Origin of the sequence: Streptomyces sp. NBC_01003 (genome assembly GCF_045162695.1) — a bacterium.
Lineage (GTDB): Bacteria > Actinomycetota > Actinomycetes > Streptomycetales > Streptomycetaceae > Streptomyces.
In genome coordinates this window covers 9,613,111-9,626,106 of the sequence record NZ_CP108707.1, presented here as the reverse complement: position 1 = coordinate 9,626,106, position 12,996 = coordinate 9,613,111, and the positions used below count along the sequence as shown (strand labels likewise).

Annotated in this window: 10 protein-coding genes; 8 read left to right on the top strand and 2 right to left on the bottom strand. The window is 70.1% G+C overall.

From position 1 onward, the window contains the following. The first annotated feature begins 2 nt into the window (after positions 1-2). The 7 genes from OG698_RS44260 to OG698_RS44230 all read left to right on the top strand — a co-directional run bounded on the left by OG698_RS44260 (position 3) and on the right by OG698_RS44230 (position 8,148). Positions 3-989 (top strand): carbohydrate ABC transporter permease, encoded by a 987-nt coding sequence (locus OG698_RS44260; protein WP_406109796.1) that lies wholly within the window; start codon positions 3-5, stop codon positions 987-989. Next, positions 986-1,873 carry a carbohydrate ABC transporter permease gene (locus OG698_RS44255; protein WP_406109795.1) on the top strand — a complete coding sequence of 296 codons (888 nt, stop codon included), beginning with the start codon at positions 986-988 and terminating at the stop codon, positions 1,871-1,873. The genes OG698_RS44260 and OG698_RS44255 overlap by 4 nt, the downstream gene beginning before the upstream one ends. A gap of 100 nt (positions 1,874-1,973) precedes the next feature. Beyond that, entirely contained in the window at positions 1,974-2,729 is a 756-nt protein-coding gene (locus OG698_RS44250; RefSeq protein ID WP_406109794.1) for a hypothetical protein, read from the top strand. A 31-nt stretch (positions 2,730-2,760) separates the two neighbouring features. Further along, positions 2,761-4,149 (top strand): glucoamylase family protein, encoded by a 1,389-nt coding sequence (locus OG698_RS44245; protein ID WP_406109793.1) that lies wholly within the window; start codon positions 2,761-2,763, stop codon positions 4,147-4,149. After that, on the top strand, positions 4,146-5,600 hold the full coding sequence (locus OG698_RS44240; RefSeq protein ID WP_406109792.1) for a sulfatase: 1,455 nt from the start codon (positions 4,146-4,148) through the stop codon (positions 5,598-5,600). Before OG698_RS44245 ends, OG698_RS44240 begins: the two co-directional genes overlap by 4 nt. After that, positions 5,597-7,432, top strand: a complete 1,836-nt coding sequence (locus OG698_RS44235) for a beta-galactosidase (protein WP_406109791.1) — start codon at positions 5,597-5,599, stop codon at positions 7,430-7,432. The genes OG698_RS44240 and OG698_RS44235 overlap by 4 nt, the downstream gene beginning before the upstream one ends. Then, the gene (locus OG698_RS44230; RefSeq protein ID WP_406109790.1) at positions 7,429-8,148 is read left to right on the top strand and encodes a hypothetical protein; all 720 of its coding nucleotides are present in this window, start codon (positions 7,429-7,431) and stop codon (positions 8,146-8,148) included. The genes OG698_RS44235 and OG698_RS44230 overlap by 4 nt, the downstream gene beginning before the upstream one ends. 78 nt (positions 8,149-8,226) lie before the next feature. Here OG698_RS44230 and OG698_RS44225 read toward each other — a convergent pair whose 3' ends face one another. Both OG698_RS44225 and OG698_RS44220 read right to left on the bottom strand, forming a co-directional pair. After that, on the bottom strand, positions 8,227-9,810 hold the full coding sequence (locus tag OG698_RS44225; protein ID WP_406109789.1) for an alpha-amylase family glycosyl hydrolase: 1,584 nt from the start codon (positions 9,808-9,810) through the stop codon (positions 8,227-8,229). After that, positions 9,807-10,661 (bottom strand): endonuclease/exonuclease/phosphatase family protein, encoded by an 855-nt coding sequence (locus OG698_RS44220; RefSeq protein ID WP_406109788.1) that lies wholly within the window; start codon positions 10,659-10,661, stop codon positions 9,807-9,809. Before OG698_RS44220 ends, OG698_RS44225 begins: the two co-directional genes overlap by 4 nt. Before the next feature lie 106 nt (positions 10,662-10,767). Between OG698_RS44220 and OG698_RS44215 the strand changes: the two genes are divergently transcribed. Beyond that, positions 10,768-12,924: a glycoside hydrolase family 3 N-terminal domain-containing protein gene (locus OG698_RS44215; RefSeq protein WP_406109787.1), complete on the top strand. Its 2,157-nt coding sequence runs from the start codon at positions 10,768-10,770 to the stop codon at positions 12,922-12,924. Positions 12,925-12,996: the final 72 nt, after the last annotated feature.

Sequence of the window (12,996 nt, the reverse complement as noted above, 5' to 3'; positions counted from 1 at the left end):
CCATGAGCACCACCACCGCACAGGCCGGTGCGCCGGGTGCCGGACAGGACGCAGTGGTGTCGAAGGCTCAGGCTGACGGCACCGGGCCCGGCCGGCGCCGTCGGGACCGGCTGTCCCGCCACCATCTTGCCGGCTGGCTGTTCTCCACACCGTTCCTGGTGCTGTTCCTCACCTTCATGGCGTTCCCGATCGTGGCCACGCTGTTGATGAGCTTCACCGACTTCGGTCTGCGCAATGTCACTGATCCGCTGTCCGCGCAGTTCGTGGGCCTGGACAACTACACGAAGCTGTTCCAGGACGACAAGTTCGTCAGGGCGCTGTTCAACACGGCGTACTTCGTCGTGCTCGGCGTGCCGCTCACGATCGGCGGCGGCCTGGCGGCCGCGGTGCTGCTCAACTCGGGCATCGACCGGCTGCGCACCTTCTTCCGTGTCGGCTTCTACGCGCCCGTCGTCACAGCCATCGTGGCGGTCGCCGTCATCTGGCGCTTCGTCCTCGATCCCAGCGAGGGCCTGATCGCGGGCCTCGGCCACCAACTCGGCATCCAGACACCGGACTTCCTCGGCTCCGAGACACTCGCGATGCCCTCGCTGATCATGATGGCCGTCTGGCGCAACATGGGTTCGGCGATGGTGCTCTTCCTCGCCGGTCTGCAGGCCATTCCGACGGAGGTGCGGGAGGCGGCGCGGATCGACGGCGCGGGGATCTTCCAGGAGTTCCGCAGGATCACGGTGCCGCTGCTTCGGCCCACCATGCTCTACGTCGCCGTCATGACCACGATCGGCTTCCTCAACGTCTTCGAGGAGCCGTTCGTGATGACCGACGGCGGCCCGAACGACAGCACCCTGACGATCTCGCTGCACATGTACCGCGAGGGCTTCGACTTCTTCCACATGGGCTACGCCAGCGCCATGGCGTACGTCCTGTTCGTGATCGTCCTCGCGATCACGACGCTCCAGCTCCGTCTCCTCAAGGACAAGACCTCATGAGCACGACCGAGACCCGGGCCCCGCTCGCGGCCCCGGCGAGCAAGGCGCGGCGGGATCCGGCGGCGCGGGCCCGTCGGACACTCGTGTACGTCCTGCTCACCGTCGGGCTGATCGTGACGGTCGCGCCGTTCCTGTGGATGGCACTGTCGTCCTTCAAGACGCAGCGGGAGCTGGGCGCGAGCCCGCCGGTGTGGTGGCCGACCGAGTGGACCCTGGACAACTTCCGGGAACTGCTCGACCGGATGGACGTCGGGCAGGCGCTCTTCAACTCCCTGCTCGTGGCCGTGTTCGTGACCGTCTGCAATCTGCTGTTCTGCTCGATGCTCGGCTACGCCCTGGCGAAGCTGAACTTCGCAGGGAAGCGGCCGATCTTCGGTGTCGTGCTCGGCGCCCTGATGGTGCCCGGCAACCTGATGCTGCTGCCCATGTTCGTGATGATGAGCGCGATGGGGCTGATCGACAGTTACGCCGCGCTGATCCTGCCGTTCGCGGCAGGGGCCTTCGGCGTCTTCCTCATGCGGCAGTTCATCCAGGCCATCCCGGACGAGCTGCTCGAGGCGGCGCGGATGGACGGCGCCCGCGAGTGGTACATCTTCTGGCGGATCGTGCTGCCGCTGGTCAAGCCGGCCCTGGCGACACTGTCGATCTTCGTGTTCCTCGGCTCCTGGAACAACTTCCTGTGGCCGCTGGTCGCCACCAACGACCCGGGCAAGTACACGCTCCCGGTCGCACTCGCCACCTTCGCCACGGACCCGACCCAGGCCGACGGTTCCAACGGCGTCCTGATGGCAGGCGCCTTCCTCGTGGTGCTGCCGGTGCTGCTTGTCTTCGTCCTGCTCCAGCGCTTCTTCACTCAGGGCATCGCCACCGCCGGGCTGAAGTAGCCCTTCCCGCCGGCCGGTTCCCGTCCCCCGCCACGGGGACGGGAACCGGAGAATCCGTACGCCATGAATGTATGCGCATCCATTCGAGAGGCGGACCACCATGCCACCGAGGAACGCCGCACAACGCGCCCTGGACCGGCCCCCGGCAATGACCGCCACCCTGCCACCGCCCGCCGGACTGCGCGCCGAGGACGGCACCGGTCATGTGTTCCTGACGTGGGAGCCGGTGCCGGGGGCCCGTGGTTACCTCGTGCACCGCTCGCCGTTCGCGGAGGGCCCCTACGCGCCCCTGACCGGGCAGTCCCTCCCCCGCCCTCCGTACGCCGACACCCGGGCCGAGCCCGGTCGCGGCTACTGGTACAAGGTCGCGGCCCTGACCGACGACGGCCCCGGACCGCTCACCACGACGCCCGTCCCCGGGTGCGTCAAGGCCCGGGGTATCGCCCTCGCGACCGTGACAGTCACGGTCGACGCCACCGGCGCCGTACCGCCGCACGTCACCGGCGACGGCGCCCAGGCCCTGGTCAACGCCGTGGCGAGGCACACGGACGACTGCTCGCACGTGTACGTCGTGGTGTGGAACACGGCCCCCGACCGCCCCGGTATGCCGCCGGGTTCGCCGGCGCTGGACCGCACGGCCGTTGTACGGGTGACCGGCCTCGCCGCCGACACCTCGTATGCCGTCTCACTGCACCGCGCGGACACCACCGACGCCGCAACGACCCGCGACGCACTCGCCGACACGCTCCCCCACGAACAACTCCCCCCGCTCACGACAGCACCGGACGGCGCCGCGTCCCTGTCTCTCGACGTCCCGCTGCCGGGCCTGCGCTCGCTCCACCTGTCCCGTATGTGACCACGCCCCCCACCTCAAAGGAGAGACCGGGATGAAACGCCGTACCTTCCTCGCCACCGCGGCGGGCGCGTCCACCGCACTCGCTCTCGGGGCCACCGGCACGGCCGCGGGAGCCGGTACCTACGCCCTGCTGCGCCGCTGGTTCCGCGACACGTACCGCTCCATCGAGGCCCTGACCACGGACTTCGGTCTGGCCGCGGACACCATGGACGTCACCGCGAGCACACTCACGCCGTCCGTCAACACCTCACCGACCAACATCGGTTGCGGCCTGTGGGCGACGGTCGCGGCCGGCGGACTCGGAGTCGTCGACGCCACGACGATGCACCGCCGCCTCGCCCACACCGTAACCGCCGTGGAGCGGCTGGAGCGCGCCCACGGCTTCTGGTTCAACTGGTACGACGCCTACACCGGCGAGACCCTCACGACATGGCCGGGCAGCGGCGACCCGGTAGACCCGTTCCTGTCGTCCGTCGACAACGCGTGGCTGGTCACGGGCCTCAGGATCGCCGCCGACGCCGACCCGGAGCTGCGCCCGCGCGTGGCGCGGCTGCTCGCGGACGCCGACTGGTCGTTCTACTACACGCCGTACGACGCCTCCGACCCGGCAGCCAACCCCGGCCAGCTGCACGGCGGCTACTCCACGGCCACCGAGTCCTTCACCCCGCACTGGTACGGCGCACTCAACACCGAGCCACGCATGGCCAGTTACCTCGGTATCGCCGATGGCTCGCTGCCCGGAGAGCACTACTGGCACACCTTCCGCACGCTGGAGCCGGGCGCCGGGCAGGACCAGCAGCCCGAGGGTGAGTGGGTGACGGTCGACGGTGTGCGGCTGTGGCGCGGGCACTACACGTACCGGGGCTGCAAGATCGTCCCCTCCTGGGGCGGGTCGATGTTCGAGGCGCTGATGGTGCCGCTCTTCGTACCGGAGGCGGCGTGGTCGCCGGGCGCGTGGGGGCTCAACCACCGACGCCACGTGCGCAGTCAGATCGAGCACGGGATGGTCGAGGAGGCGTACGGCTACTGGGGCTTCTCCCCTGCCGACGTCCCGGCGGGCGGCTATGCCACGTACGGCGTGGACGCCATCGGCATGGCGGTCGACGGCTACACCTCCGGGGGCGTGGTCACGCCGCACGCATCCTTCCTCGCGATGCCGTTCGCACGCGACGAAGCGGTCACCAACCTGCTGCGCATCGCCCGGGACTTCGGGGCGTACGAGGACGGCCTGGGCTTCCGCGACTCCGTCGACGTGAACACGGGACGGGTCAGCGACTACATGCTCGCGCTGGACCAGGGCATGATCGCGGCGGCGCTCGCCCAAGTGCTCAAGCCGGGGCTGCTGCAGGGCCCGTTCCGCAGCGGAGGGTTCGCGCGGCGCGTGCGGCCGCTGCTGGCGAAGGAGAACTTCGGGATATGACGGAGACGAGACACGGACGGGGACGCCCCGTCCGGCGCCCCAACATCATCGTGATGATGACCGATGATCACGCAGTGCCCGCCATCGGCGCGTACGGAAGTGTCATCAACCGGACCCCGGCGGTGGACCGGCTCGCGGCCGAAGGCATGCGGTTCGACAACGCCTTTTGTACGAATGCGATCTGCTCGCCCGCCCGCGCGACGCTGCTCACCGGCGCGTACAGCCATGTGCACGGCATGACGACGCTGGAGCAGCCGGGGCAGAAGTTCGACGCGCGTCAGCCGTCGTTCCCCGCGATGTTGCAGGCGGCGGGCTATCAGACGGCGATCATCGGCAAATGGCACCTGGGGCACGGCGGGGTCAGTGACCCGTGTGGCTTCGACCACTGGGAAGTCCTGCCGGAGCACGGGCAGTACCACGACCCCACATTCCTCACCGCCGACGGTGAGCACAAGTACGCCGGCTACGTCACCGACATCATCACCGACCTGGCCCTGAGCTGGCTGGACGGGCGGGATCCCGACCGGCCGTTCGCGCTGCTGATCCAGCACAAGGCGCCGCACCGCGCCTTCGAGCCGGCCGAGCGCCATCGTCACCTGTACGAGCACGAGGAGATTCCGGCCCCGGCCACGCTCCACGACGACTACGCGGACCGGGCGGACGCGGCGGCCGAGGCGCGGATGCGGATGTCCGACCTGCTGCCGCAGGACCTCAAGATGCCGGTGCCCGAAGGGCTTTCGGAGCGTGAGGAGCGGGAGTGGCGCTATCAGCGCTACATCAAGGAGTACCTGCGGGTCATCGCGGGGCTCGACGAGAACGTGGGCCGGGTCCTGCACTACCTCGACGTCAGCGGGCTGACCGACGACACCGCGGTCGCGTACACCTCCGACCACGGTTTCTATCTGGGTGAACACGGCTGGTTCGACAAGCGGTTCATGTATGAGCCGTCGCTGCGCATCCCGTTGGTCGTGCGCTGGCCGGGGGTGGTGCAGCCGGGGTCGTCGTGCGACGAGCTGGTGGCGAACGTCGACTACGCGCAGACGATTCTCGACCTCGCCGACGTACCCGCGCACGAGCGGATGCAGGGCGACAGTCTGCTGCCGCTGCTGCGCGGCGAGCGGCCGGACGACTGGCGTGACGCGGTCTACTACCGCTACTTCGAGCACCTGGACGTGTGCCACGGCGTGCAGGCCAGTTACGGGATCCGCACCCGGACGCACAAGCTGATCCATTATCCGGGCCACGGTTCGGGGCAGGTCGGGGCGTCGCCGGAGACCCGGGCGCCGCAGTGGGAGCTGTTCGACCTGGAGCGGGATCCGGACGAGCTGCACAACCGGTACGACGACCCCGAGTATGCGCAGGTCGTCGAGGACCTCACGGCGCGGCTCACCGCGCTGCAACTGCGCTGCCTGGACACACCGGAGCACGTGAGCACCGAGGAGCCGCGATGACACAGCAGCCAGTGCCGGTCACCGCCCCCGGCTTCGCCCCGCGGCGCAGAACCGTCCTGGGCGGCCTGGGCGCCGGGGTTGCCCTGGCGGCGGCCCCCGGGTCGCTGAATTCCGCAGCGGCGGCCGCGACGACCCGGTCTCCGGGCGATGGTTCCGCCGCCTCCGTCACCTACCGCGACAAACAGTTCCTCATAGACGGCGAACCGGCTGTTGTCCTCGCCGGTGAGATCCACTACTTCCGCCTCGAGCGCGCGGACTGGCAGTCCCGGCTCGACAAGGCGAAGGAAGCAGGACTCAACGCGATCGCCACGTACATCCCATGGATGTGGCACGAGACCGCGGACGGCTCGATCGACGTCACCGGCCGGACGAGGCCCGAGCGGGACCTGGGCGCGTTCCTCGACCTGTGCCGGGAGAACGGCTTCCATGTCATCGCCAGGCCCGGTCCGTTCACCATGGCCGAACTGAAGGGCGAGGGCGTCCCGCAGCGGGTGCGCACGGACCACCCGGAGATCGTGCCGACGGGCTGGCACGGCGACAAGGCCACCACGGCCGCCGTCGACTACCTGGCGCCGGCGTACCTCAAGGAGGCCAGGCGCTGGTACGACGCGGTGATGCCGGTCATCGCCGAGCGCCTGCACCGCAAGGGCAGGCCCGGCGTGATCGCCTGCCAGCTCGACAACGAGATCGGCATGCTGCCGTGGGTCAGCAACGGACCCGTCCTGACCGACCGTTGCCTGCGGGACTTCAATGCCTGGCTGGACTCGACGTACGGGAAGGACCTGGCCGAGCGCTATCCCTTCGCGGGTGGCAGCGCCGCCGAGCGTGACGCCGCGATCCGCTCCCCGAAGGACGGCTACGCACCCGCCCTCATGCACGACCTGGGGACGTACATGCGCGGCGCCATCGCCGACTACGCGGCACGGCTGCGCTCGTACGCGGAAGCGGGTGGTGTCCGCGGCATCCCGTTCCTGATCAACATCCATGGCACGGGCGGCGGGAGTGCTGAGAACTTCCCGATCGGTGTCAGCCAGTTGATGGAGTCCTACGCGGGCAAGCCAGGGATGATCTCCGGCGCCGACTTCTACCTCGGTGATCTGACCCTCGGCAACGTGACGGACTTGTATCTGGTCAATGCGTTCATGGACGCGGTCAATGACAGTGATCAGCCTTTGACAGCCCTGGAGTTCGACGCCGGGCACGCCGACTACGGGGACGACCTGAGCAATGAGACAGGGCGTGGGGCGGTCGGGCTCAAGACGCGGCTCTGTGTCGCCCAGGGCGCGAAGATGATCAACTACTACCTGTTCGCCGGCGGCTTCAACCCGAAGCTCGACAAGCCGGTCGGCGACGGCAACGACCGCATCGGCATCACCGGCGAACGCCATGGCTTCGCCGCGCCCGTCGACCCCGAAGGCAGGCCCGGCGTCAGCTTCGCCGCCACCAAGGAGACGGCGCACGCCGTCCACGGGCTTGCCGCGGCGCTGGCGCCGATGAGGGCGGAGTACGACGACGTTGTGCTCGGCTTCGTGCCCGACCACTACCTCACCGAGTACCGGCCGCCGGACAGCGACGCCGTGCAGGCCGTGGTCGACGACGTGACGGGCACCCGTGGCTTCGGGCCGCGTGGCGCCCTGTCGCGGGCCATGCTGCTCGGCGGCTTCCGGTACCGGAGCGTCGATCTTCAGGCCGGGGACCTGGATCCGGCCGAGCAGCCGGTCCTCGCCCTCGCCACGGGTCAGTACCTGGCGCGCATGGTGCAGGAGCGTCTCGTGCGGTACTTGCGGGCGGGCGGTTGCTGTTGTCGGGTCAGGTGCCGGGCAAGGACATGACGGGCGCGTCCTGCACGGTTCTGCGGGACGCGCTGGGCCTGACGCCGGGCAGGACCCTCACGGACGCGAACCAGTTCTGGCTGTCCGTCACCGCGCACGGGTGGGCGGCGCCGCGGGCCGAGATCCGGGTGCCCAAGGCTCAGTTGTGCTCGGCGAGCCGGGGCGAGACGGTGCTGCGTGAGGTGTCCACGGGGGACGGCTGCGGCTTCGACATCCCTGTGGGCAAGGGGCGGGCGGTCGTGATCACCACGGCGTACCGCTGCGACCTCGACCTCTGGCTCAGCGCCTGCAAGGTTCTGGGCGCGGTACCCGCGATCTCTCACAGCTCCACCGACGCGGGCGTGTTCATGCTCACCACGAAGGACGAGCACGGCGGCCGTCTGCTGCATGCCTTCAACGTCACCTCCGGCTACGCCGAGTCCTGCACGGTCTCCGAGAAGGGCAAGGCTCTGTTCGGTGGAGAGCGGCTGTACCTGGAGGGGGCGAGCGCGGCGATGCTGCCACTGGGCCTCATGGCGGGCGGGCTGCGCATCGCGTACGCGACCGCCGAGATCACCGGGATCGCGGACGGCGAGGTCACCTTCCATGCACTGGGCGGCGAGGCAGTCGTGGCCGTCGACGGCCGGGCGCGGTGCGAGGGCGCCAAGTCCTCTTACGAGGGCGGGCGCACGATCCTGCGCGTACGCCGCGGGGAGTTCACGGTCCGCAAGGGCTGACGCCGGTAACGCAGGAGGGGCCGCACCGCCGGAGGGCGGTGCGGCCCCTCTGTTGTGGGTTACGGCTCGAAGGTCGGGTTACAGCACGAAGATCCCGTAGCCGAAGCCCTCCGCGCTGATCCGGCCCCCGCTCACCGTGACCCCGGAGGCCACCACCGGGGTGGCGGTGTCCTTCGGCGCGGCCGCGTCCGCGTGTTCGCTGCGCGGGTTGACGACGACGAGGTAGCGGCCGCCGCGGATGTAGGCCAGCGGATATCCGTCGTGCAGGACTTCGGTGCTTCCGTCGGGGCCGAGTTCCGGGGTGGCGCGGCGCAGCGCGATGAGCCGTCGGACCAGGTTCAGAAGGGAATCGGGGTCGGCCTGCTGGGCGGCGACCGTGGGCCGGTTCGCGTCGGGGTCGACGGGCAGGTAGAGGCGGTCGGCCGGGGCGGTGGAGAAGCCCGCGTTGGGAGTGTCGTCCCACTGCATGGGGGTGCGTGAGCCGGCCCGGTTGTAGCGGGGGCCGAGGCGGCTGCCCTCGTGGTCGGGCAGGCCGGGGACGTAGCGCATGCCGATCTCGTCGCCGTAGTAGATCGCGGGCAGCGTGGGCCAGGTGAGCTGGAACGCGAAGGCGGCGGGCAGCTGCTCGGCTGTGCGGGGCCCGCAGGCCAGGCGGGAGAAGTCGTGGTTGGCGGTGGGCAGGGCGATGAAACCGGCCTCGCCGATGGCGTCGCGGGCTGCGCGCCAGCCGTCGAGGAAGGTCCGCGGGGATCCTTCGCCCGAGGCGTCGAAGTACGGGGCTTGCGGCGCCCAGGGCTCACTGACCGTGCCTGCGAAGTTGTTCCACAGCGAGCGCAGGTACAGGCCGTCGTTCTCGGAGCCGAACTGCAGGAAGAAGTCGGCGTGGAAGCCGGCCGGGACGGAGGTCGCCGGGTCGCCCCATTCGGACAGGAGTGCCGCGTGCGGGTGCCTGGTGTCGAGCCAGCCGCGCAACTGCCGCCACAGCTTGGCGGTTTCGAGGTGGCCGGGGTCGTCCTTGATCAGCGATGCGGCCATGTCTACGCGGAAGCCGGACAGGCCGAGGGAGAGCCAGTGGTCCATGATGTCGCGCAGGGCGCGGCGGTTGGCGCGGGGTCCTTCGGCGTCGACGGGCAGGCGCCAGGGCTCGTCAGCGTTCATGCGGGCGTGGCCGAAGTTGAGGGCGGGCTGCGACTCGAAGAAATTGGGCTGGTAGAAACCGGAACGGGTGCCGGGCGAGGCGACGAAGCCGGGCGGCGCCGTCTCGGTGTCGGCCCAGATGAAGCGCTGGTCGGCGGGGTCGTTGGCCGACGCCTTGAACCAGGCGTGTTCGTCGGAGGTGTGGCCGGCGACCAGGTCGAGCAGGACGCGGATACCGCGGCTCCGGGCGGCGTCGACGAGGTTGACCAGGTCGTCGTTGGTGCCGTAGCGCGGGGCGACGGTGAGGTAGTCGCTGACGTCGTAGCCCGCGTCCCGGAACGGCGAGGCGAAGCACGGGTTGAACCAGACGGTGTTCACGCCGAGCCAGGCGAGGTGGTCCAGCTTGGCCTCGGCACCGGCGAAGTCGCCGATGCCGTCGCCGTCGGAGTCGGCGAAGGACTGCGGGTAGATCTGGTAGAGGACGGCGTCGGCGAGCCACTCGGTGGCGGGGCGGCGAGAGGTCATGGGGTGGGGTCCTCCGAGGACGGTCGGGGTGGTGCGGTGTGCAGAACAGCCTCGATCGGCAGGTGGTCGCTGGGGAAGCGGCCGCTGGGCGCAAAGGTGTTGGCGTGTGCCGAGCGGACCCGGACGCCTCGCGAGACGAGAATCCAGTCGATGCGCTCGCCGTCAGGGACCGGGGGCAAGTAGTCGTGGAAGGTGCCCAGGTCCGGGCCGCGTTCCTCGGCCGCGTCCCAGGCGTCCACGAGTCCCGCGTCGGCGAGCAGCCGGATGTACGGCGAACTGTCCGGTCCCGCCGGGGTGTTGAAGTCGCCGGTGACGACGGTCGGGATGTCGGGAGCGAGCGCGCTCAGGCACTCGGCGAGCAGGGCCGCGGAGCGTTCGCGGGCGCGGGCGTTCGCATGGTCGAAGTGGGTGTTGGCGGCGTACAGCTCGCCGCCCGTGGCCAGGTCGCGGAAGTGGCCCCAGGTGACCATGCGGGGGCAGCCGCCGCCCCAGGTGTTGGAGGCCGGGACGTCCGGTGTGCCGGAGAGCCAGAAGTGACCGTGTGCCAGGGGGGCCAGGCGCCGGCGGTCGTAGAAGATGGCCATGAACTCGCCCTCGCCACCGCCCTCCCGGCCCTCTCCGATCCAGCCGTAGTCGTCACCGTACTCGTCCAAGGCGGCCTCGACATCCTGCACCTGGTGCCGCAGGCCTTCCTGGGTGCCGATGAGGTGGGGACGTCGGCGGCGCAGCAGCTCGGCGACCGTCTGCCTGCGCTCGGGCCAGGTGTGGGGCGCGTTGTCCCAGTGGACCTGCAGGTTGAAACTCATGACGTGCAGTCCGTCCCCGGCCGTCGGAATCCCGAGGTCGGCCATCAGAAACCTCCACCCACTTGTATGCGCTTCCTGAATGCGCTTACATGGCTGACGCACACGTTAACTTCGCATGGGCGATGCGGCAATAGAGCGGTGAGGGGCTCGCATGCTTCGAGGATATGAGGACCAGGTCAAGGGCCTTCTCGACCAGATGACCACCGCGGAGAAGCTGGGTCAGCTGCAACAGCTGACCTGGACCGGTGACACGGGTCCTGGCGGCGGCCAGACCGCGCACATCGAGGCGGCGGCGCGCGCCGGTCTGCTCGGCTCGGTGCTCAACATCCATGGTGCGGCGCACACCAACACCCTGCAGCGGATGGCCGTCGAGGAGTCCCGGCTCGGCATCCCGCTGCTGTTCGGCCTCGACGTCATCCACGGCTTCTGGACCACGTTCCCGATCCCGCTGGCCCAGGCGGCCTCCTTCGACCCGGAGGTGGCCCGCCGCGACGCCGAGGTGTCGGCAGCGGAGACCCGCTCGAACGGTGTGCGCTGGACGTTCTCGCCGATGATGGACGTCACCCATGAGCCGCGCTGGGGCCGCATCGCGGAGGGCTGCGGCGAGGATCCGTACGTCAACGCCGCCTTCGCGGTGGCCAAGGTCCGCGGTTACCAAGGTTCCGACGGCGGCGGCGAGTTGGCGGACGGGAAGCACATCGCGGCGTGCGCCAAGCACTTCGTCGCCTACGGCGGGGCGGAGGGCGGCCGCGACTACAACACGGTCGATGTCTCCGAGCAGCGGCTGCGCAACCACTATCTGCCGCCCTTCAAGGCCGCCGTGGACGCGGGCGTGGCCACGGTGATGGCCGCGTTCAACACGGTCGCGGGAGTACCGGCGCACGGCAATCCGCACACGATGAACACGATCCTCAAGGAGGAGTGGGGCTTCGACGGCTTCGTCGTGAGCGACTACACGGGTGTCGAGGAACTCATCGCGCACGGCTTCGCCGAGGACGGTGCCGACGCGGCACGCCTCGCCTTCAACGCCGGGCTCGACATGGAGATGGTCTCCACCAACGTGACCGAGCACGGCGAGCAGCTCGTCGCCGACGGCCTGATCGGCGAGACCCGCCTCGACGACGCGGTCACGCGCATCCTGCGCCTCAAGTTCGCCCTCGGCCTGTTCGACCAGCCGTACACCGACGAGCCCGCCGAGATCACCGGTCCGACGCCGGCCGCACGGGAGGCGGCGCGAGCCGCCGGCGCCCGGTCGATGGTGCTGCTCAAGAACGACGACGGTGTCCTCCCCCTGGAGCGCACCACGCCCTCGATCGCGGTCGTCGGCCCGCTCGCGAACTCCACTGACCTGCACGGTACTTGGGCCGGTCCCGGCGGCTTCCAGCTCCCGTCCGTGAGTATCCTGGACGCGGTGCGCACAGCGGCGCCCGACGCCCGCGTCACCCACGCCGACGACGACATCACGGCCGCGGTCGCCGCGGCGCAGGAGGCCGAGGTAACGGTCGTCGTGGTCGGCGAACCCCCCGCGCTCAGCGGCGAGGCGTCCGTGCGCAGCGACATCGGACTGCCCTCCGGGCAGGAGGAACTGATCGCCGCCGTCGCCGCGACCGGCAAGCCGTACGCCGTGGTGCTCCTGAACGGCAGGCCCCTGACGATCGGCGGCTGGCTGGACACCGCGCCCGCGGTCCTTGAGGCCTGGCACCCGGGCATCGAGGCGGGGCACGCCGTGGCGGACGTGCTGTTCGGCACGGTCAACCCCGGCGGCAAACTGCCCGTGTCCTTCCCACGGGCGGTGGGCCAGATCCCGGTCTACTACAACCACGAGAACACCGGCCGCCCCGCCCATGTCCCCGGCGCCGACCCGAAGTTCGTCTCGAAGTACCTGGACCTGGACGAGACCCCGCAGCTCCCGTTCGGGCACGGCCTGAGCTACACGACGTTCACCACCGGCGCCCCGGAGCTGCGGCGCGCCGAGATCACCCGCGACGAGCTGGCGGCGGGCGAGACGCTCGAGGTCACGGTGACGGTCACCAACACCGGCGACTGCGTCGGCGACGAGGTGGTCCAGCTCTACATTCACGACGTCGCGGCGAGCATCGCCCAGCCGGTGCGCCGGCTGCGCGGCTTCGAGCGGGTGACGCTGGAGCCGGGCGAGAGCACAACGGTCCGCTTCCGGCTCGGCGCCGATGACCTCGGCTTCTGGACGAACGACCCGGCAGGGACGTACGTCGTGGAGCGCGGCCGCGTCGACGTCTACGCGGGGACGAGCTCGACGGCGGAGGCACGCGGCACGCTGCGCATTCTCTGACGGACAGTACGGTCTTCCGGCCGGCGCCGCGGCCGACCTCTCGCAGGTGGCCGCGGACCGGGACATGTGGTG

Coding starts and splice junctions, on each gene's coding strand:
- OG698_RS44250 (WP_406109794.1), top strand. CDS start 1,974: ATGCCACCGAGGAACGCCGCACAACGCGCCCTGGACCGGCCCCCGGCA.
- OG698_RS44215 (WP_406109787.1), top strand. CDS start 10,768: ATGCTTCGAGGATATGAGGACCAGGTCAAGGGCCTTCTCGACCAGATG.
- OG698_RS44235 (WP_406109791.1), top strand. CDS start 5,597: ATGACACAGCAGCCAGTGCCGGTCACCGCCCCCGGCTTCGCCCCGCGG.
- OG698_RS44230 (WP_406109790.1), top strand. CDS start 7,429: ATGACGGGCGCGTCCTGCACGGTTCTGCGGGACGCGCTGGGCCTGACG.
- OG698_RS44225 (WP_406109789.1), bottom strand. CDS start 9,810: ATGACCTCTCGCCGCCCCGCCACCGAGTGGCTCGCCGACGCCGTCCTC.
- OG698_RS44255 (WP_406109795.1), top strand. CDS start 986: ATGAGCACGACCGAGACCCGGGCCCCGCTCGCGGCCCCGGCGAGCAAG.
- OG698_RS44245 (WP_406109793.1), top strand. CDS start 2,761: ATGAAACGCCGTACCTTCCTCGCCACCGCGGCGGGCGCGTCCACCGCA.
- OG698_RS44220 (WP_406109788.1), bottom strand. CDS start 10,661: ATGGCCGACCTCGGGATTCCGACGGCCGGGGACGGACTGCACGTCATG.
- OG698_RS44240 (WP_406109792.1), top strand. CDS start 4,146: ATGACGGAGACGAGACACGGACGGGGACGCCCCGTCCGGCGCCCCAAC.
- OG698_RS44260 (WP_406109796.1), top strand. CDS start 3: ATGAGCACCACCACCGCACAGGCCGGTGCGCCGGGTGCCGGACAGGAC.